Below are 18,852 nucleotides of genomic sequence, written 5' to 3'. Positions count from 1 at the left end.
ATCAACATGTTTCGGAATTGGTTCAAGGCGATTGCGATCGGAGTTGCGGCGTTTTCAGCGATGCCGTCGGCGCATGCGCAGCACAGCTTGAAGCTCGGACTTGCCGTGACGTCGGACTTTCTGGCTGCCTATATGGCGCTGGATCAGGGACTGTTCGAGAAGCACGGTCTCAAAGTGACGCCAGTGTCGATGGCGGGATCGCCCGGATCGAATCAGATCGCGGCTCTGGTCGCCAACTCGTACGACGTGCTGGCGGGAGCGGCGCCGACGCTGATTCAGTCGGCGGATGCGGGATTGCCGTTGGTCGCCATCGCCAATGCGTCGGTGTTGCCCACGTTCGGCAATCTCGGAATTGTCGCGCGGACAGGCAGTAACATCAAGACTCCGGCCGATCTGGTCGGCAAGAAGGTCGCCATCGGCGGCCTCAACAACATCCTGCACTTCGCGGCACAGAACTGGCTTGCGGAGAACGGGGTGGATTACAAGAAGATCCAGTGGGTCGAGGTGCTCTTTCCGCAGCAGCAGGATCTCATGAAGGCCGGACAATTCGATGCGGCCGTGATGACCGACCCGTTCTACACGACCACGGTGGCTCAGGGCATCGGCTATCCCGCGGGCAAGGTCTACGAGAAAGCGCCGGCCGGCGTTTCGCTCGGCGTCTACATCTCCACCAAGGGCTGGGCCGAGAAGCATCCGAAAGAGCTGGCCGCGCTGCGTCTTGCGCTTGCCGACGGCGAGAAGCTTGCCAAGGAAGACAACAAGCTGGCCATGGAGGTTCTCGCGAAATATACCAAGCTGCCGCCGCAGGCGCTTGCCATCGTCGGCATGCCCAATCTGGCGACGAAGCTGGAGCCGGCCAATCTCGAATGGTGGGTTGAGGTTCTCAACAAGCAGGACGTTCTCACCAATGGCATCAAGGCAAGCGATCTCGTTGTAAAGTAGCTGCAACGTCGTATGGCGGTATTGCCGATTATTGGCGGGCGAGAGAAATCGCCCGCTGCTGACTAATGGCGATCTATCGAACAGCAAATTTGACCCATTGAACGCTCAAGCTCGGTAATCCCTGCCCACGCTATTGTCGCATTGATTAGAATCGCATCTCGGTATTGGCGAATGCCGCTGACGTCGTTTCCGACGTCAAATACTCATTCGAGCCGTTGGTCGAGCAGAATATTGCCGGAGACGTCTCTTCGTAATCATCTGCGTTTGCTGCACGATAGATTGTCGAGCGGGAAACTTCGAGAAGACAGTCGGAACCAAGTGGATCCAAGGTGGTGAAAACAAGAGCGTCGAGTTCCCTCCGTGGGGAGCGCGATAGAAGTCTGTTGCTGAGTTCGACGAGCGCCGCCATGCCTTCCCCGCGAGGGGGATCCGCGAGATAGAGAAGTGCTCTATCGTCTGACTGGTCCATCGTAGCTCTCGATCTTATACGTCGAGTTGCGGGCGCGCCCTTCGTCGGCGCCCATGATTCAGTGCGCTTCAGTCTTGCTGTAATTCGTCTCTTTGATCAACGCGAACAGAAGGTAGCCGGGGGCAAAACAGCCGTAGCGCCCGCGATTAAGGCTCGCGCTGACGAATAGCGATTGCATCACCTAACTGGGTGAAGCGTGGCCCCGATCCCAAAGCTACCGTGAGCGCATGTGTCGTGTTCTCAGACAATGGTTCGGCGAAGGCTGCCCCGGCTGGATATGGCCGCTCGGCGCCTTTGTCGTCCTTGGCGAAATTGTCGTTTTCGTGGTCGGCCATTTCCCAAGACTATGACGCGGGGCGCCCGCTGATAGGCCTCGCCCGAATTTGCTATGGCGGAGGTTTCTCTCCGGCGCTTGTGTCCTGGTTTCTTGTCGAACGGCCTGCGCTTAAGCTCAGGTCTGCCCGGCCGGGTTACGCCGCGATTGTCCGGCACGTCGATCGCCAGGCCGAAAGTGCGTCGAGGCAGTCGGTCTAGCTTCTCCTTCCCGCGCCCCACTTCAAATTTCCCGCCACATGCGCTAGGAGCCGGGACAATTCAGGAATGGAGCAACCCGGTTGTCGAGCTTGAGCAAGTCCCTGCGCCGCTGGGGTTTCGTCCATAAGTGGTCGAGCCTCATCTGCACCGTGTTCATGCTGATGCTGTGCGTGACCGGCCTGCCGCTGATCTTCCATCATGAAATCGATCACCTGCTGCATGACGAGGTGCAGGTCGCGCCGGTCGAGAAGGGGACGCCGTTCGCGCCGCTCGATGCCGTCGTCGCCGCAGCACTCGCGCATGAGCCCGGCCATGTCCCGCATTATCTGATCTGGGATTTCGACGAGCCCCAGAACATGCTGGTCAGTATCGGCAAGACCATGGACGACAATCCGGCCAGTCTTCGCCTGGCGCGGGTCGATGCTTACCGGGCGGCCTATCTCGAGACACCCGATATTTCTGGCCGCTTCACGAATATCATGCTGCGGCTCCATACCGACATGTTCGGCGGCCTGCCCGGAAAACTGTTTCTCGGGCTGATGGGGTTCCTGTTCTGCGTGGCGATTATCTCGGGCATCGTGGTCTATGCGCCGTCGATGCGGAAGCTTTCCTTCGGCGCCTATCGCCGCGAGCGGCCGCGGGTGGTGCGGTGGCTCGATCTGCACAATCTCACCGGGATCCTGCTGATGGTGTGGATGCTGGTGGTCGGCTTCACCGGCGTCATCAATACCTGGGCGGATCTCGTCATCAAGGTCTGGCAGTTCAACGAACTGTCCGTCATCATCGCGCCCTACAAGGATCGGCCCCTGCCGGCGCAGCCAACATCCATCGATGCGGCGCTGCGTGTCGCGCATGAGGCGGCGCCAGATATGCGGCCCGGCTTCATCGCGTTTCCCGGCTCGGCCTTCAGCAGCCGCGCGCATTATCTGATCTTCATGCGCGGCAACACACCGCTGACCTCGCGGCTCGGCCGTCCGGTGCTGATCGACGCCACCACCGGCGCATTCGCCGGCAGTCCGGAGCCGCCTTGGTATGTGAAGACATTGCTGATTTCGCAGCCGCTTCATTTCGGTGACTATGGCGGCCTGCCGCTGCGGATCATCTGGGCGATCCTCGACATCATCACCATCGTCGTGCTGATCACCGGGCTCTATCTGTGGCTCCGGCGGCGATCACCTGCTGCAAGTGCGGCGCGCGCATCGGCGGCGGTTCCATCATGAGTGAACAGATCGGGCGTCAGCGCAGTAGCGGACCATCGCGACGTACCTTGTGGCAAATATTCGCGATGCCTCTCGTGCTCGGCATTTTGAGTACGGTCGGCTTGATTTCGGCCCTGGTCGGCGATGGCGCATGGGATGCGCTGTCCTGGCTGACGCTTGGCGTTCCCATCCTGCTGTGTGCGTATTTTCTGCGCAGTGCCAAGCCGCGATAACGCATTCCTGTGCATGCCGTGTTCTTGTATCGATTCTAAGTTGCGTTGATTGCATCTGCGCCGCGCGCCTCCTACGCATGAAGGCAGCAATCGGGGGACGCAATGAACGTGATCGGCAACGTCAAACACCGTCTGTATTTTGGCGTGGCAGTGGGTGCGCTCTCTGTCTGTATGACGGCGGTCGGCTCGTCCGAGAGCCAGGCGCAGAGCGCTGGCATCCGTGTCTTGCCGCCGGTGGCAGTCGATTCGCCGCAGCAGCGCGCACGGCCGGCCCGCACGGTGCGTAGCCGCACCACGGCGCAGCGCGCCGTGCGTGTGGCGCCCCGCCAGGCCGTGGAACAGCCGCCCGCCGCACCGGTCACGACCATGGGCTCGACCCGTACCATCGGCACCCCGGCGCCGGCCTATGCCGGCGGCCAGGTGGCGACGGGCGGCACGCTTGGCCTGCTCGGCAGCACCAGCGTGATGAACACGCCGTTCAGCACCACGAACTACACATCGCAGCTGATCGAGAACCAGCAGGGCCGCACGGCCGCCGACACGCTGATCAATGACGCATCGGTGCGCGCCACCACGGGCGCCAATGGTTTCGACGACACGCTGCAGATCCGCGGCTTTCAGGTCGGCCCGGAAGATGTCGGCCTCAACGGGCTTTATGGACTGGCGGCGCCCAATCATGTGCCGTCGCAGATCATCGAGCGCATCGAATTGCTGAAGGGGCCGGGCGCACTGGTCAATGGCATGGCGCCGGGCGGCACCGTCGGCGGCAGCGTCAACATTGTCACCAAGCGCGCAGCCGAGCAGGATTTCTCGCGCATCACCCCGTTCTTCCTGAGTGCGGCGAATTACGGTCTGCATCTGGAGACCAGCCGTCGCTTCGGCGACAACAAGGAGTGGGGCGTCCGCTTCAACGGCGTCGGCCGCAATGGCGAGGCCTCGATCGATAACAGCAACTGGCGACAGGGTATCGGGGCGCTTTCGCTCGACTATCGCGGCGAACGCCTGCGCTGGACCCTCGATGCGATCTCGCAGAACGACGATACTAGGAACTTCCGTCCGCAGATTTCCATCGATCCGAATGTAACTTCCATTCCGAGGCCGCCGGATGCACGCAGCAATTGGTTCCCGAACACGAACCTCAAGCAGCGCGACAACACCATCGCGTCGGGTCTTGAATATGACGTCACCGATTGGCTGACGGCCTATGCGGGAATTGGCTATCGCGATGGCAACGGGGCGCAGAATCTCGCGGGAACTCTCGCAGGCATTCCTACCAGTGGCGATTTCACCACCTACAATGCCTTCTATGATTTCTACAGCAAAGTGGTGAGTGGAAATGTTGGCGCCAGGGCCCGTTTCAACACGGGCTTCGTCGGCCACGCTGTCAATGTCGTCTATAGCGGTTACAGTCGAGAGGATGGCTACGGCTATAACGGATCGTTCGACAACACGGTCACCCCCGGTTTTGCACTGTCGAACATCTACAACCCGTCGCCGCTCCCCACGATCGATGCCGGCCGTCCGGCGCTTGGCAAGAGCCTCGATCGGACGCTATCGAGCGTCGCCGCGTCAGACACGCTGTCCTTTTTGAACGACACAGTGTTGTTCACGCTTGGTGTGCGTCACCAGATGATCAAGGAGCAGGGGTTCGATCCGACGACTGGGCCAACTTCGTCACTGACCAAATATGACGCCACGACGCCATTGGCTGGCCTCGTCATCAAGCCTTGGCATAACGTTTCGCTTTACGCGAATTATGCCGAAGGTCTGTCGCCAGGCATTCAGGTCGGCCCGGGGCGCGCCAACACCGGACAGATTCTTGCACCTTTCAGGTCCAAGCAGCAGGAAGCCGGCGTCAAGGTTGATTGGGGCAGCATCACCACCACCGTGGCGGTGTTTCAGATCATGCGGCCAAATGTGCGGGACGGTGGAACAGCCACCTCCGTCGTCAGCTACAATGGCGAGCAGCGTAATCGCGGCGTCGAGCTGAATGCCTATGGCTTGATCCTGCCGGGCCTGCGCGGCATGGTCAGCGCCACCTTCCTGAAGCCGGAACTCACCGACCCCGATAATCCCCTCTATCGCGGCAACGATGCCGCCGGCGTACCGAACAAAACTCTTTCGGCTGGTCTTGACTGGGATATGCCGTGGGTGCCGGGCCTCGCTCTCAACGGCCGCGTGATCTACACTGCCGGCGCCTATTTCACCGACGCGAACCTGTTGCGCTATGACGACTGGACACGCCTCGATCTCGGCGCGCGCTACACCACTACGGCATTGACCGGCAAGCCCGTGACCTTCCGTGCGAATATCGAGAATGTCACCGGAGAGAATTACTGGCTCACCACGGCCAGCCTCGGCTATGGCACCTTCGTCACGGTGGGGTCGCCTCGAACCTACGTCCTCTCGGCTGCGTTCGACTTCTGAGGTTGCGATATCGGCGAAGGCCCGGCCCGAAAGGGCTGGGCCTTTGCGCGTGCGACTAATCGGTGGACTTTTGCCACCTTTCGGATGGCAAAAGGTACGCTTTGCCCGCTAGCGGACAGACAAGGGCGAGTTCCTCACGATACTGACCGGCGTGTTTCACGCGAATAACGATCAGAGGAAATGTCCGAGAGCCTTGTTTCCTGCCCTGTCTGTGCCGACCGCCGTCGCCTCGTTGCCATCAGTCAGTTGGACGGCGACGAAATCCGTCGCTTCCATTGCGACACATGCAAAGCCGACGCGGAGTATATCATTCGACGAGGCGTCACGATGCCTCGCAAATCCAGGAAGTGACCGTCGCGCAGGCATGAATGGGCGAGCGCCGATCACCGGCATTAGCGATATCATCACCATGCGTGTCGCGTTGGCGCAAACGGATCGACCGCCCATGCTTTGTCGATGGTGAGCCAGGGGCGGGTGATCTCGATCCATTCTGCCAGCGGAAGCAGCCGCAGGCCGAAGGGCGCGGCCCAGCCCTGCGCTTCCGAGACGAACACCGCATCGTCGCCCGGGCGGCGCACGAGTTGCACCACATGGGTGATGCCGCGCGGGCGCGGATGGTTGGTAGCCCAGGCGCCGCCTTCCTGACACAGGCCGATCAGCGCGAAGGGCGGAAGCGTATCGGCACTGATCGCGTCGCCCGCAAGAATGACACCGGTGCGGGCTTCGATCACCTCGATCATGCGATCCGACCAGGTGTTGATCCCGGCGCATTGCTCTGCGGTGAACAGCGTGCGTTGTGCCGCGTGGTTGGCGGCCTGCATCGCCGATGTCAGCAGCAGGCCGGCCCAGCCGGAGCAATCGATCACCGGCGGCTCGAAGGACAGGCCCTCGGCCTTGACCGCGCCCTTGTAGCCGACCTTCCCGGTATAGCGCTCGACCAGCGCCCACATAATGGATGCAATGGCCGTCTCGACGATGCGCTCACTCACATTGCAACCTCGCGGTTTGCCGAGTCCTGCTACTCCGCCGCCGTCGCGATCTGGCCCAGGCGATCATAGACCACCTCGCCGCCGAGGATCGTGAGGTCGCAGCGCGTGTCTTTCTCCACCTGCTCCGGGGCGATCGTGAATACGTCGTGGCTCAGCACCGCGATATCGGCGAGCTGGCCCGGCACTAGGCGGCCCATCTTGTTTTCAGCGAACTGCGTATAGGCGCCGAAATAGGTGTAGGCGTGGATCGCTTCCGCCATCGACAGTTTCTGCGCTTCGCCGAGCACAGTGTGCCGGTTCGACATCCGCGTGGTCATCGTGAACAGGTTCTTGAACGGGTCGGTGGTGGAGACCGGGGCGTCCGAGCTTGCGGCCGGGTGCAGGCCAGCATCGAACCATTTGCGCATGGGATAGGCGACGTCGGTGCGCGCCTGTCCGAGATTGGTGATGTAGAGATCGCCGAATTCATACATGAAGACCGGCTGCGGCACGGGATCGATGCCCGATGCCGCCATGCGCGCGATCTGGCTGTCCGAGAGGAAGCCGCAATGTTCGATGCGGTGACGGCGGCCGAGAATCGGATTGGCTTCGGTGGAAGCCTTCTCGATGCCCGACAGCACCTGCTCGATGGCGGCATCGCCAATGGCGTGGATGGCAAGCTGGTAGCCGAGCTGGTGATAATGCGCGAGAAAATCGTGCATCTCCTTGTCGGTGTAGCAGAAGATGCCGCGATTGGCGGGATCGCCGACCAGATAGGGCTCGCTCATCGCCGCGGTGAGGCCGCCGGCCGAACCGTCGCCGAACACTTTCATGGCGCCGTAGCGGAGCTTGCCGACCTCGCGGCCGAAGCGATAGCCGGCGGCATGGGCCTGATCGCCGATGCCGTCGGTATTGCCATAGATGCAGACCCAGGTGCGGATCGGCAGCGTGCCTTTCGCCGCGAGATCCTCATAGGCGTCGATCTCGTCCATCCCCGCTGCCATGCCGACGGCCGCATCCATCACGCTCGTAAAGCCCTGTTCGACCATGAAGCGGCCGGCGCGGTCGATGGCCTCACGCAGGCGCTCGGCGCTTGGCTTTGGTGCGGCATCCACGATCAGGCGCAGCGCGCGTTCGGCGAGCAGGCCGGTCAGTTTGTTGTCGCGGCGCTCGATCATGCCGCCATCGGGCTCGGGCGTGTTGTGGCCGATGCCGGCGACGCGCATCGCGGCGGTGTTGACCACGGCCACATGGCCGCAGGTGCGTTTCAGGTACACCGGATTGTTCGGCGCCACCTGGTCGAGTTCTTCCGCGGTGGGGTGGCGGCGCTCATCGAGTTCGAAATGGTCGTAGCCGCGGCCATTGATCCATTCGCCGGGCTTCATGGTCTTCGCCTTCTCGGCGACGCGGCGCAGGATCTCGCCGATCGAATTGGCGCCGGTCTCCGGGCGCAGGTTGATCTCGGTCATGGTCAGGCCGAGCGGCAGCAGATGCATATGCGCGTCGTTGAGGCCGGGGACAGCGGTGCGGCCGGCGAGTTCGATGACGCGGGTGTCGGGGCCAGCCATGTCCGCGATCTCCGCCGCGCTGCCGGTGGCGAGCACGCGGTCGCCCTGCAATGCAATCGCTTCGGCAAAACCGTCATGCAGGCCGCAGAAAATGCGGCCGCCGGTGAGGATCAGGCTGGGCTTGTCCATTTTGTACCTTCCGTCGTCATTGACATCAGGCGAATGACGCAATTCCCGGCGTGCCGCAAGATTGCATAGTGGGCATGGAGCGCCTGCAGTTTTGGCACCGCGTGGCGTGTTGCCTGTGCGTCGCTTCTGTGATGGATTCGCCAATTGAATTTGGAGACGCCGACGATGAGCGGTCACGACCATCACCACGATCACGGTCATGATCATGGCCACGGCCACGATCATGACCATTCGGAGCTGTCCGAGACCGAGCTGCGCGTGCGCGCGCTGGAAAGCATTCTCGTCGAGAAGGGCTATGTCGATCCCGCAGCGCTGGATGAGCTGATCCAGACCTACGAGACCAAGGTTGGCCCACGCAACGGCGCCCGCGTCATCGCCAAAGCGTGGAGCGATCCCGCTTTTTACGCGCGGTTGCTGAAGGACGCGACACCGGCCATCGCCGAACTCGGCTATGAGGGGCGCCAGGGCGAGCATATCGTCGCAGTCGTCAACACGCCCGACACCCACAACATGGTCGTGTGCACATTGTGCTCCTGCTATCCGTGGTCGGTGCTCGGCCTGCCGCCGGTCTGGTACAAGGCCGCGCCCTACCGCTCCAAGGCGGTGCGCGATCCCCGCGGCGTGCTGGATGACTTCGGCGTCTCGCTGCCGAAGGAGACGAAAATCAAGGTCTGGGATTCCACCGCCGAGATCCGCTACCTCGTCGTCCCCATGCGCCCGGAGGGCACCGAGGGCTGGAGCGAGGAGCAACTCGCTGATCTGGTCAGCCGCGACAGCATGATCGGCACGGGCGTCGCCCTGCAGCCGGCAGAGGTGGCGTGATGGACGGCGCGCATGACATGGGCGGCCATCAGGGTTTCGGCAAAGTCGAGCCCGAAGTGGATGAGCCGATCTTCCATGGCGAGTGGGAGCGCCGCATGATGGCAATCACACTGGCGACGGCAAAGCCGGGCCAGTGGAATATCGACATGTCGCGCTATGCCCGCGAGAACCGCTCGCCGCGCGACTATCTCAACCGCACTTATTATGAAGTCTGGCTCGGCGGCGTCGAGAAACTGCTCGAGGAGCGGGGCCTCGTCTCGCGCGAGGAGCTCGACAGCGGCCAGGTGCTGCTGCCGCATAAAAATGTGCCGGTGCTGAAGCCCGATGAAGTCGATGCCATGCTGCGCCGTGGCGGCCCCACCGAGCGCAAGATCGATGCGCCCGCGCGCTTTGCCGTCGGCGATCGCGTTCGTGCCAAGGTGATGGCGCCGACCACGCATACGCGCCTGCCGCGTTATGTGCGCGGCCATGTCGGCACCATCGAACTGCTGCACGGTGCCCATGTATTTCCGGACAGCAATGCCATGGGCCAGGGCGAAGCGCCGCAATGGCTCTACACAGTCCGTTTCGACGGCTTTGAGCTGTGGGGCGCGGATGGCGATCCCGATGCGAGCGTCTCTGTCGATGCGTGGGATTCCTATCTGGAGCCGGTATCGTGACCGACGGCGTGACCACCAGCGAGCGCGCCGCGGCCATTGTCGCGGTGGCGTCCGTCCCGAACATCCCGCGTGACATCGATGGTCCCGTATTCAACGCTCCCTGGGAGGCGCAGGCCTTCGCCATGACGGTGACGTTGCATGAGCGTGGCGTCTTCACCTGGGCGGAATGGGCGGCGGCACTGTCTGCCGAGATCAAGCGCGCGCAGGCCAATGGTGATCCCGACATGGGCGAGACCTATTACCGGCACTGGCTGGCGACGCTGGAAAACCTGATCGCCGAAAAGGGCGTAACCACGCGTGATGACCTGCATCGCTACCGCGATGCCTGGGATCATGCGGCAGATCGGACGCCGCATGGGCAGCCGATCGCGCTTGAGCCGGGGGATTTCGCTTAAGTTCAATCTCGGTCTGTCGTCGCCCGGCCGTGCGCGCAATTGCGCGCCAGGACCGGGCGATCCAGTAAACTCAGCCATTGCAGCGTATACTGGGTCACCCGATCAAGTCGGGTGACGACAACTGAGTTAAGCCACCGCGCCCACCAGCGCATTGAAGAACGCATTGTCCGATACCGCCGGATTGATCATGGTTGGCGGCTTCGAGCGCGAACCCAGCACGACGCAGATCACGCGCTGCTTCGGATTGATATACATCAGCTGCCCGAAGATGCCGCGCGCGGTGAAGGCGCCGTCGTCGAGCGAACCATCCGCGCCCGGCACGATCCACCACATGTAACCGTAATCGACGCGCTTGCCGCTGATCATCCGCGCGGAGCCTGCCTCGCGCATCCAGCCTTCCGGCAGCACGCGTTCACCATCGATCACGCCGTCGTCGAGAATGAAGCGCGCGAAGCGGGCATAGTCGCGCAAGGTCGCGAAGAAGCCGCTGCCTGCGACTTCGAGTCCGCCTTTGGCTTCCAGCCACCACGCGCCGTCCTGCTCCATGCCGAGCTTCGACCAGATCTTCTCCGACAGATAATCGCTGAGCCATTTCCCCGTCGCGGCCTTCACCAGCGCCCCGACCACATGGGTGTCGCCGGTGGAGTAGCAGAATTGCGTGCCAGGTGCGGCGGCGCGCGGGCGCTCGGCCATGTAGCGCATCACGGCGCCGGATTGCTGGGCGATCTGGATTTCCAGCATTTGCCGGCGTTCGGAGTTGGCGTCGGTCTGGTCGTCGCTCCATTTCACGCCCGATGTCATCTGCATCAGCGTCTTCACCGTCACGCCGTCGAACGTGGTACCGTTGAATTCCGGCAGATAGGTCGTCAGCGGCTCATCGACACTTTTGATGTAGCCGTCCTGGATCGCAGCGCCCACCAGCGTGGTGCTGAAGGACTTTGCCATCGACATCGACAGCCAGCGCGTCTGATCGGTGATGCCCAGGTCGTAATGTTCGAGCCTGACCTCGTCATCCTTCATCACCAGCAGGCCGGCGACGCGATTGCGCGAGACATAGTCGTAGATGTCGTAAGTCGCGCCGTTCCATGGAATTGGAAAATCCGGCAGCGGGCGATTGCCATAGGTCAATGGCCGCGCCGGTGCGCCGGCCTTGACGGTGCGGGTGGCGAAATTCATCTCCGGCGTGACAAAGGTCCGCTGATGCTCGCCCGGTATCGACTTGCCGGCATAGGAACGGACAATGGCGTCGCGGTCGGCGCGGGATTCTGTGTCGGTCAAGGCTCTACCTGCTCATCCGGCGCATCGTTGCGCCCGCATGGGGAATAAAACAGGGACGTGAGCGTGTCGACCGCCCGCGTGCGATGGCTGCGATGCGCAGCTGCGCTGGGCGAAACGACATCCTAACCGAAGGATAAGTGTTCGATCCCCTTGTCCCAATAGGGTTCGGGGCCGAAACGGGCCACGAGCCAGTCGATGAAGACACGCACCTTCGGCGCGAGTTCGCGTGAGCTGGGATAGAGTGCCCAAAGCGCTTGTGTCGACACCAGCGGATGATGTGAAAGGATCGGGACCAGCTTTCCGGAGCGGAGTTCATCAGCGGCGCACCACGTCGCCATGAGCGCAATGCCCAGTCCGGCGCAGGCCGCATCCCGCACGGCTTCGCCGTCATTGATACGCAGAACGGGCGCAATGCGTTTTGCGATCGGTTCGCCGCTTGCGCCCGCAAATGTCCAGACGTCGAGGGTACCAACGGCCAGGCATGCGTGGGCGTCAAGATCGTCGGGCCGTTCTGGTCGACCACGGCGTGCGACGTAGTCGGGTGATGCCACGACAACACGTCGGTCCGGGGCGAGGCGCCTCGCTACGAAAGAGGAATCGCTGGGCTCGGTATATCGGACCGCAATATCGAATGCTCCTTCGACGAGATCGACGATGCTGTCGGAGATGCGTAGGTCGAGTTTGAGGTCCGGATATCGCGCTGTGAAGTCCGGCAGGCCCGGCACGATATGCATACGTGCGAACGAGGAGGGCGCTGCGACACGCAGTGTCCCGCGCGGTGACGCCTGCTCGCGCCCCAGCGCTGCGCGGGCGGCCGCTGCCGCATCCAGGATGTTTTCAGCATGAGGCAGGAAGGCCCGACCATCCTCTGTCAGCGTCGTTTGCCGGGTCGTACGGTGTAACAGGCGTGCGCCGAGACGTTTCTCGAAGGCGGAGAGCCTGGCACTCGCCGTGGCCGGCGTGATGTTCAGGTCGCGTGCAGCGGCGCTGATGCTGTCCAGCCGAGCGATGCGCACGAAAAGGGTGAGGTCGTCGAGATCCATCGCTGTCCGTTGAGGTCGTGGCCCTGACACCCGGATAAGTACATCGAGGCCCCGTGGAGGCGTCTTTCAAAAATTCATTGAAGATGCTTCGGGTTTCCGCTGGGTACTGCTCCTTTTCTTTGTAAGCCAAATGAACTTCTGCAACAAGGAGTTCTGAGATGAGCGACACAATGAAAGCGGTCGTGCTGGCGAGGTTCGGCGACAGCAGTGCGTTCGAGCTGCGTCAGGTTCCCGTTCTGGCCGTCGGTCCTCGCGAGGTCCGGGTGCGCATCCATGCCACGGCCATCAATCCCCTCGATTACCAAATTCGCCGCGGCGACTATGCGGACTACGTGCCGCTTCCCGCGATTATCGGGCACGATATCTCGGGCGTTGTCGCGGAAGTGGGCTCTGATGTGACGGAGTTCGCCGCTGGCGACGAGGTCTATTACACGCCGAAGATCTTCGGCCATGCCGGCTCCTACGCCGAGCAACATGTCGCCGATGTCTCCCTGGTGGGACGCAAGCCGCGGAATATCAGCCATCTGGAAGCAGCGAGCTTGACGCTCGTGGGCGGAACGGTCTGGGAAGCCTTTGTGACCCGGGCGCAGCTTGGTGTCGGCGAGACCGTCCTGATCCATGGCGGCGCAGGCGGCGTCGGCAGCATCGCGATCCAGATCGCGAAGGCGATCGGCGCAAGGGTGATCACGACGGCCAGCCCCCGTAACGACGACTTCGTACGCGGCCTGGGGGCCGATGAGGTGATCCATTACGGCTCGGAGGATTACGTTGATGCCGTCGCGACGCTTACCGGAGGGCGCGGGGTGAATGTTGTGTTCGATACGATCGGCGGTGACGCACTGACCAGAAGCCCCCTGGTCCTCGCCGACTTCGGGCGTGTCGTCAGTATCGTCGACATCAAGCAGCCGCAAAATCTCGTCGAGGCCTGGGGCAAGAATGCCGCTTACCACTTTGTCTTCACGCGCCAGAACAGGGGCAAGCTGGATGCGCTCACCAATCTGATTGAACGGGGCCTCGTGAAGCCCGTCATCGGTGCGGTGCTGCCGCTGGCCCGCATGGGCGAGGCGCATGAGCTGCTGGAAAACGGCAGCGCGCGTGGACTCCGCGGCAAGGTTGCGATCGACGTTGTCGGAGAGACCGTCGCGCTGCCATCCCGACGCTGAAATCCGCCCTATAAACCGCCGCTTCCCATGAGGAAGCGGGGGAATTTTTCATCCGGGAGGATACATGATCACTGAACTCGCCATCCTACGCATTCGCTCCGATGCCCATGCGGGATTTGAAGCTGCGTTTGCCCGTGTCGCGCCACTTCTCGCTCGTGCAGAAGGTCATGTCTGGCACCGGCTCGTTGCCACGGCAGACCACGACGATTTCTACCTTCTGGAAGTCGCGTGGCGCGACCTCGCGGCTCACACGGAGCATTTTGAGCCGAGCAGTGCGCACACCGAATTCATGGAAGTGCTAGGACCGTTTCTCGTGGACGAGCCAGTTGTGATCCATGTGCCGACCGCAACGCGACTAGGTGCGGTCCAGGATGAAGACGCGTCTGGCGATGCTGCACTGCCGTCGTTGCTAACGGCGCGTGCGCATCATAGCCTGTCTGGATAAGAACATATCCGGGGGAGGCAGAGATGATGACCATGCGTCGTGTACTTGCAGCTGCGTGCGTGACGGTAGCGATCGCATGTCCCAGCCTTGGTGCGCAAGGCGCCACGGACGAGATGGGCTTCGTCCGCATCAATCAGGGCGAGGAAGTCTGGAAGAATCCGTTCGGTGTCGGCGTCGAAGTCGCGACGATGTATGGCGATCCGTCAAAGCAGGGCATCTATGTGCTGCGGATCAAATGGCCGCCCGGCATCATGAGCAAGCCGCACAAGCACCCGGAGGATCGTCATGTCGTGGTGCTGTCAGGCACCTGGTACACCGGCACGGGTGAGGCTTTCGAACCGGGCAAGGCGATTCCGATGAAGACCGGGGGCTACATGGTGCATCCCGCTGGCAAGGTGCATTGGGATGGGACACGCGAAGAGGGGGCCGTGATCCAGATCACCGGCTACGGGCCGAGCGGCAACAACTTCGTCAAGCCTGAGGAGCCGCAATTCGGCAAGACCAACTAGTCCTCCGATCTGCTCTTGGGCGCATCGCTGCGCCTGCAGGGGATAGATAGGGAATGCGAGAGGGCAACCGCCGGGCTGCGATGCGATGATGTGCCTGGCGAATAAGCTCAACGCACCGTCGATGTGGTCGAGCTTGTGAAGGCGGTCGGCTGGCCGGCCTTGATCACGCGCGCGGTCTGGGTGCTATCGCTGGTGCCGAGGCGGGCGGCAATGCCCAAACCCGCGACGGAAATGCCGGCGACGAGTGCGACGATGACGATCTTCAGATGCGTGCTGCGGTCTGCGCTGTGGATCGAGTGGTTGTTCATAACGGCCTCCTGCCGTCTCCGCGGCGACTTGTTGAGGCTGTTTCTAGACCCGGCAAGTTTCCAGCCGATGGCGTCCGTGCAGAGATTTGTTTCTTCCCGGCAGAGTTTTGTTTCATCGCCAACGGCCGGCCACACGGGCGCCATGATCGGGGCGAGGCCGGAATGCACGAACGCGCACCACGGGGCCTCTCTCAGATCCGGCCAGCTGCTGCGCATCCACCGATGACGAGACGACGCAGGTGCCCAGGCCGGCGATTAACGTCTGGTTAACCACGTTCTCGCAAGCCTTGAAGCATTGAGAACTCGGGACATCGAGCGATTCGCAAACAGGCCACGGCAATTGCCGCCGTGAGGGAATGGGGCGGCGCAAATGCCGTTATTGGGAATGTCCGATATTGCTTATGGCCGCTTTTCGCGGCGTGCGCTTGCTGCCGGCACTGCAATTGTCACATTGCCGCTCTTGCTCGCAAACGGTGCGCATGGCCAGGCGGTCTGGGGTGGGGCAGGCTCAAGCACGACGACCTCGGCTTATGGCACCGACACCAACTGGTCCAGTCCACCGGGGGTTGCACCGATCGCATCGGGAAGTTCGGCTCAGTTCAGCGGGGGCGGAAGCGCCAGCGTCACGATCGGAGCAGGGCCGATTACACCGGACGCCTGGCTCTTCAGCGGTGGCAATTACACCGTGACCGGTGCGGCCGTGAACTTCAACGGCGCCGGCACGAATGTGACCAACAGTTCTGGGATCAACTCGATCTCAAACAACATGACCGGCGCGGGGATTTCCGTCAGCGGTGGCGAACTCACATTAAGCGGCACGAATGCGTTCAGTCGCGCAGACGTTTACGCCAGCGGCACGCTCAATGCCGGTTCAACCAGCGCTTTTGGCTCAAGCGCTCAGGTCAGTGTCGCGGTTGGTGGGGGCTCAATCTGGCCGGCTTCGATCAAACCATCGGTTCGCTGGCAGGGGGAGGCTTTGTCCAGCTGGGAGCGGCGTCTCTGACGACTGGTGGCGACAATACGAACACGGCTTTCTCCGGTCAGATCGACGGCAGTGGTGGCTTGACCAAGGTCGGCAATGGCAGGCTGACACTTTCAGGCGCGAACTCTTATTCAGGCGACACCATCGCCAGCGCCGGAACGCTGGCGTTGGAGAATAATCAGGCCCTCGGATCGGGGACATTGCGGGTTGGCGATGCGCTCATCAGCTTTGGGGCGAATGTCACCATAGCAAACGCGATAAATCTGACGTCAGCCGCCGTCCAGTTTCAGGTCTTGTCAGGAAGCGCAACGCTGACTGGTACCATATCAGAGACCACGGCCTCGCCGCCGTTCGGACCGAAACCGTTTGAAAAAATCGGCGCCGGCACGCTGATCCTGACAGGCAATAATAGCTATACTGGTCTCACGACGATCACTGCTGGCGCGCTCAATATTCAGAACAGCACTGCGCTTGGTTCGACAGGCGCCGGCACGACTGTTGCTGCAGGCGCGGCTTTGCAGGTCGAAGGCAGCATCACCATCTTCACCGAAGCGCTGACATTGAACGGGATGGGCGTGGCCAATGATGGCGCGCTGCGCAATATCGCGGGCATCAACACTTATGGTGGCGCGATCACGCTTCAATCGGCATCTCGTATCAATGCGGATGCAGGCTCGCTGACATTGAATGGTGGCCTCGCCAATGGCGGACATGATCTCACCGTCGGTGGGGCAGGAAACGTCACGGCAAGCAGCATCATTTCCGGTGCCGGTGGCCTCATCAAGACGGGTGCAGGCATCCTGGCTCTGGAGGCCAGCAACACCTATTCCGGCGCGACCACGGTGAATGGCGGTACTCTGCGCGCCGGGGCGACGAACGCCTTGAGCGGCGATAGCGCAATGACTGTCGCTGCCGGCACGCTTGATCTGAATGGCTTTGCCAATGCGGTCGGTTCGCTCGCCGGCGCCGGCGCGGTGTCGCTCGGTTCTGCGCGATTGACGGCGGGCAGCGACAATACGAGCACGTCGTTTGCTGGCGCGATCTCCGGCACCGGCGGCCTGACGAAGACTGGCACGGGGACGCTGACGCTCGCCAGCGCCAATGCGTATACCGGGACCACGATCGTCGATGCCGGCACGCTCAGCGTCAATGGCTCCATCGCTTCGTCGTCGATGACGACCGTCAATGCCAGCGGCACGCTCGGTGGCAACGGCATCGTTGGCAACACCACCATCGATGGCGGCACGCTGTCGCCGGGTAATTCCATCGGTCTATTGACGGTGCAGGGCAATCTCTCGCTGACGGCGGCATCGAGCTACATGGTGGAGGTCTCGCCGACCAATGCCGATCGCGTCGATGTCATCGGGACGGCGACGCTCGGCAACGCCACGGTCAATGCCCGTTTTGCGCCCGGCAGCTACGTCGCCCGGCAATACACGATCCTGAATGCGACCCTCGGTGTCAGCGGGACCTTCGGCGCGCAGGTCAACACCGACCTGCCGTCGAACTTCAGTTCGACCCTGAGTTACGATCCCAACAATGCGTATCTCAACCTGACGCTGAATTTCGATCCGAGTTTCGGCGGCAGTCTCAATCGCAACCAGCAAGCCGTTGCCAATTCGCTGACGGATGTCTTCAATCGCACCGGCGGCATTCCGCTGGTGTTCGGCGGGCTGAATGCGGCGGGTCTGACGCAGGCCGCCGGTGAACTCGGCACCGGCAGTCAGCAGACCGCATTCGATGCGATGAACCTCTTCATGGGCGTCATGAGCGATCCCTTCACGGCAGGGCGTGATGTCGCTGCAGGCGGTGCTGCGCCCTATGCGGACGACGCCATGGCCTATGCCGGCAAGCGGAGCCGGACCGATGCCTTTGCGTCGATGCATCGCAAGGCGCCACCGTCTGCGCCGGCTTTCCAGCAACGCTGGAACGTCTGGGTCGCGGGCTTCGGCGGCTCGCGCGGCACCGATGGCAGCGCGGTCACCGGATCGAGCGACACCACGTCGCGCATCTATGGCACCGCGATCGGCGCCGACCACTGGTTCTCGCCCAACACCATTGCGGGCTTTTCGCTGGCCGGCGGCGGCACCAGTTTCTCGGTCAATGGCGGTGGCGCCGGTCGCTCCGACCTGTTCCAGGCCGGCGCCTTCGTGCGTCACGCCATCGGTTCGGCTTACGTCACTGCGGCTGCTGCCTATGGCTGGCAGGATGTCAGCACCGAACGCGTGGTCGCTGCTGCGGGCTTCGAGCGCCTGCTCGCGCAGTTCAATGCGAACAGCTATTCCGGCCGCATCGAGGCGGGCAGTCGTGTGGTCGCATCGTGGCTCGGTGGCGTCGGCCTCACGCCCTATGCGGCCGCACAGGTGACCGCGTTCGACCTGCCGTCCTATGCCGAAACCGGGACCGGCGGCGCCACGACATTCGCACTCGCCAATCGCGGCAAGACCGTCACGGCGACGCGCAGCGAACTCGGCATTCGCAGCGACAAGTCGTTCGAACTGGCCGATGCCATTCTCACGCTGCGCGGCCGCGCCGCCTGGGCGCATGACTACAACACGGATCGCACCATCGCGGCGACGTTCCAGGCATTGCCCGGCGCCAGCTTTGCCGTGAACGGCGCCACGCAGGCGCGCAACGCCGCGTTGACGACGGCGTCGGCCGAAATGGCGTGGATGAACGGCTGGTCGGCCGCTACGAGCTTCGAAGGTGAGTTCTCCGATGTTGCGCGCAGTTACGCGGGTAAGGGGCTGCTGCGCTACAGCTGGTGACGACAGCCCAT

The 18,852-nt window shown here is 62.5% G+C and carries 18 protein-coding genes; 12 read left to right on the top strand and 6 right to left on the bottom strand.

Annotated features, from left to right (window positions below):
• The first annotated feature begins 6 nt into the window (after window positions 1–6).
• Window positions 7–942: an ABC transporter substrate-binding protein gene (locus RPMA_RS26345; protein WP_211910654.1), complete on the top strand. Its 936-nt coding sequence runs from the start codon at window positions 7–9 to the stop codon at window positions 940–942.
• Window positions 943–1,557: 615 nt separating this feature from the next.
• Here the strand turns inward: RPMA_RS26345 and RPMA_RS26340 are convergent.
• Complete coding sequence (locus RPMA_RS26340) at window positions 1,558–1,746, bottom strand: hypothetical protein (protein ID WP_211910653.1); 189 nt, start codon at window positions 1,744–1,746, stop codon at window positions 1,558–1,560.
• A 279-nt stretch (window positions 1,747–2,025) separates the two neighbouring features.
• Here RPMA_RS26340 and RPMA_RS26335 point away from each other — a divergent pair, with 279 nt between their 5' ends.
• The 3 genes from RPMA_RS26335 to RPMA_RS26325 all read left to right on the top strand — a co-directional run bounded on the left by RPMA_RS26335 (window position 2,026) and on the right by RPMA_RS26325 (window position 5,804).
• On the top strand, window positions 2,026–3,165 hold the full coding sequence (locus RPMA_RS26335) for a PepSY-associated TM helix domain-containing protein (RefSeq protein WP_211910652.1): 1,140 nt from the start codon (window positions 2,026–2,028) through the stop codon (window positions 3,163–3,165).
• Window positions 3,162–3,377 carry a hypothetical protein gene (locus RPMA_RS26330; protein WP_211910651.1) on the top strand — a complete coding sequence of 72 codons (216 nt, stop codon included), beginning with the start codon at window positions 3,162–3,164 and terminating at the stop codon, window positions 3,375–3,377. The genes RPMA_RS26335 and RPMA_RS26330 overlap by 4 nt, the downstream gene beginning before the upstream one ends.
• A 102-nt stretch (window positions 3,378–3,479) precedes the next feature.
• Complete coding sequence (locus RPMA_RS26325; RefSeq protein WP_211910650.1) at window positions 3,480–5,804, top strand: TonB-dependent receptor; 2,325 nt, start codon at window positions 3,480–3,482, stop codon at window positions 5,802–5,804.
• A gap of 404 nt (window positions 5,805–6,208) precedes the next feature.
• Here the strand turns inward: RPMA_RS26325 and RPMA_RS26320 are convergent, their stop codons facing one another.
• Together RPMA_RS26320 and RPMA_RS26315 are read right to left on the bottom strand one after the other, a co-directional pair.
• Window positions 6,209–6,793, bottom strand: a complete 585-nt coding sequence (locus tag RPMA_RS26320; protein ID WP_211910649.1) for a hypothetical protein — start codon at window positions 6,791–6,793, stop codon at window positions 6,209–6,211.
• Between the two features lie 29 nt (window positions 6,794–6,822).
• On the bottom strand, window positions 6,823–8,469 hold the full coding sequence (locus RPMA_RS26315; protein WP_211910648.1) for an amidohydrolase: 1,647 nt from the start codon (window positions 8,467–8,469) through the stop codon (window positions 6,823–6,825).
• 165 nt (window positions 8,470–8,634) lie between these two features.
• On the opposite strand from RPMA_RS26315, the gene nthA reads away from it, so the two are divergent.
• The 3 genes from nthA to RPMA_RS26300 are packed head-to-tail and all read left to right on the top strand — an operon-like array spanning window position 8,635 to window position 10,345.
• Window positions 8,635–9,291 carry a nitrile hydratase subunit alpha gene (gene nthA, locus RPMA_RS26310; protein WP_211910647.1) on the top strand — a complete coding sequence of 219 codons (657 nt, stop codon included), beginning with the start codon at window positions 8,635–8,637 and terminating at the stop codon, window positions 9,289–9,291.
• Complete coding sequence (nthB, locus tag RPMA_RS26305) at window positions 9,291–9,950, top strand: nitrile hydratase subunit beta (RefSeq protein ID WP_211910646.1); 660 nt, start codon at window positions 9,291–9,293, stop codon at window positions 9,948–9,950. The genes nthA and nthB overlap by 1 nt, the downstream gene beginning before the upstream one ends.
• Window positions 9,947–10,345 carry a nitrile hydratase accessory protein gene (locus RPMA_RS26300; RefSeq protein ID WP_249225434.1) on the top strand — a complete coding sequence of 133 codons (399 nt, stop codon included), beginning with the start codon at window positions 9,947–9,949 and terminating at the stop codon, window positions 10,343–10,345. Before nthB ends, RPMA_RS26300 begins: the two co-directional genes overlap by 4 nt.
• Window positions 10,346–10,471: 126 nt before the next feature.
• On the opposite strand, the gene RPMA_RS26295 is transcribed toward RPMA_RS26300, so the two are convergent.
• Together RPMA_RS26295 and RPMA_RS26290 are read right to left on the bottom strand one after the other, a co-directional pair.
• On the bottom strand, window positions 10,472–11,623 hold the full coding sequence (locus RPMA_RS26295; RefSeq protein ID WP_211910645.1) for a serine hydrolase domain-containing protein: 1,152 nt from the start codon (window positions 11,621–11,623) through the stop codon (window positions 10,472–10,474).
• Between the two features lie 122 nt (window positions 11,624–11,745).
• Window positions 11,746–12,666 carry a LysR family transcriptional regulator gene (locus tag RPMA_RS26290; RefSeq protein WP_211910644.1) on the bottom strand — a complete coding sequence of 307 codons (921 nt, stop codon included), beginning with the start codon at window positions 12,664–12,666 and terminating at the stop codon, window positions 11,746–11,748.
• A 158-nt stretch (window positions 12,667–12,824) separates the two neighbouring features.
• Between RPMA_RS26290 and RPMA_RS26285 the strand changes: the two genes are divergently transcribed.
• The 3 genes from RPMA_RS26285 to RPMA_RS26275 all read left to right on the top strand — a co-directional run bounded on the left by RPMA_RS26285 (window position 12,825) and on the right by RPMA_RS26275 (window position 14,783).
• Entirely contained in the window at window positions 12,825–13,829 is a 1,005-nt protein-coding gene (locus RPMA_RS26285; protein WP_211910643.1) for a zinc-dependent alcohol dehydrogenase family protein, read from the top strand.
• 64 nt (window positions 13,830–13,893) lie between these two features.
• Window positions 13,894–14,274, top strand: a complete 381-nt coding sequence (locus tag RPMA_RS26280) for an antibiotic biosynthesis monooxygenase family protein (protein ID WP_211910641.1) — start codon at window positions 13,894–13,896, stop codon at window positions 14,272–14,274.
• Between the two features lie 23 nt (window positions 14,275–14,297).
• Window positions 14,298–14,783, top strand: coding sequence for a cupin domain-containing protein (locus RPMA_RS26275; RefSeq protein WP_211910634.1), 486 nt, complete (start codon window positions 14,298–14,300; stop codon window positions 14,781–14,783).
• Between the two features lie 107 nt (window positions 14,784–14,890).
• On the opposite strand, the gene RPMA_RS26270 is transcribed toward RPMA_RS26275, so the two are convergent.
• Entirely contained in the window at window positions 14,891–15,091 is a 201-nt protein-coding gene (locus RPMA_RS26270; RefSeq protein ID WP_211910633.1) for a hypothetical protein, read from the bottom strand.
• A 385-nt stretch (window positions 15,092–15,476) separates the two neighbouring features.
• Here RPMA_RS26270 and RPMA_RS26265 point away from each other — a divergent pair, with 385 nt between their 5' ends.
• Together RPMA_RS26265 and RPMA_RS26260 are read left to right on the top strand one after the other, a co-directional pair.
• Window positions 15,477–16,094 (top strand): hypothetical protein, encoded by a 618-nt coding sequence (locus tag RPMA_RS26265; protein ID WP_211913864.1) that lies wholly within the window; start codon window positions 15,477–15,479, stop codon window positions 16,092–16,094.
• 59 nt (window positions 16,095–16,153) lie between these two features.
• Window positions 16,154–18,841: an autotransporter outer membrane beta-barrel domain-containing protein gene (locus RPMA_RS26260; RefSeq protein ID WP_249225432.1), complete on the top strand. Its 2,688-nt coding sequence runs from the start codon at window positions 16,154–16,156 to the stop codon at window positions 18,839–18,841.
• Window positions 18,842–18,852 lie beyond the last annotated feature (11 nt).

The sequence above is a fragment of the Tardiphaga alba genome, assembly GCF_018279705.1.
Classification (GTDB): Bacteria; Pseudomonadota; Alphaproteobacteria; order Rhizobiales; family Xanthobacteraceae; genus Tardiphaga; species Tardiphaga alba.
Note: the sequence above shows the minus strand (reverse complement) of the source record. Positions and strands in the feature narration are given on the sequence as shown.

What these genes read in the sequence shown, in the direction of transcription:
- RPMA_RS26275 (WP_211910634.1), top strand. Translation starts at nt 14,298, where the DNA reads ATGATGACCATGCGTCGTGTACTTGCAGCTGCGTGCGTGACGGTAGCG.
- RPMA_RS26285 (WP_211910643.1), top strand. Translation starts at nt 12,825, where the DNA reads ATGAGCGACACAATGAAAGCGGTCGTGCTGGCGAGGTTCGGCGACAGC.
- RPMA_RS26340 (WP_211910653.1), bottom strand. Translation starts at nt 1,746, where the DNA reads ATGGCCGACCACGAAAACGACAATTTCGCCAAGGACGACAAAGGCGCC.
- RPMA_RS26270 (WP_211910633.1), bottom strand. Translation starts at nt 15,091, where the DNA reads ATGAACAACCACTCGATCCACAGCGCAGACCGCAGCACGCATCTGAAG.
- RPMA_RS26265 (WP_211913864.1), top strand. Translation starts at nt 15,477, where the DNA reads ATGTCCGATATTGCTTATGGCCGCTTTTCGCGGCGTGCGCTTGCTGCC.
- RPMA_RS26280 (WP_211910641.1), top strand. Translation starts at nt 13,894, where the DNA reads ATGATCACTGAACTCGCCATCCTACGCATTCGCTCCGATGCCCATGCG.
- RPMA_RS26345 (WP_211910654.1), top strand. Translation starts at nt 7, where the DNA reads ATGTTTCGGAATTGGTTCAAGGCGATTGCGATCGGAGTTGCGGCGTTT.
- RPMA_RS26315 (WP_211910648.1), bottom strand. Translation starts at nt 8,469, where the DNA reads ATGGACAAGCCCAGCCTGATCCTCACCGGCGGCCGCATTTTCTGCGGC.
- nthA (WP_211910647.1), top strand. Translation starts at nt 8,635, where the DNA reads ATGAGCGGTCACGACCATCACCACGATCACGGTCATGATCATGGCCAC.
- RPMA_RS26325 (WP_211910650.1), top strand. Translation starts at nt 3,480, where the DNA reads ATGAACGTGATCGGCAACGTCAAACACCGTCTGTATTTTGGCGTGGCA.
- RPMA_RS26290 (WP_211910644.1), bottom strand. Translation starts at nt 12,666, where the DNA reads ATGGATCTCGACGACCTCACCCTTTTCGTGCGCATCGCTCGGCTGGAC.
- RPMA_RS26330 (WP_211910651.1), top strand. Translation starts at nt 3,162, where the DNA reads ATGAGTGAACAGATCGGGCGTCAGCGCAGTAGCGGACCATCGCGACGT.
- nthB (WP_211910646.1), top strand. Translation starts at nt 9,291, where the DNA reads ATGGACGGCGCGCATGACATGGGCGGCCATCAGGGTTTCGGCAAAGTC.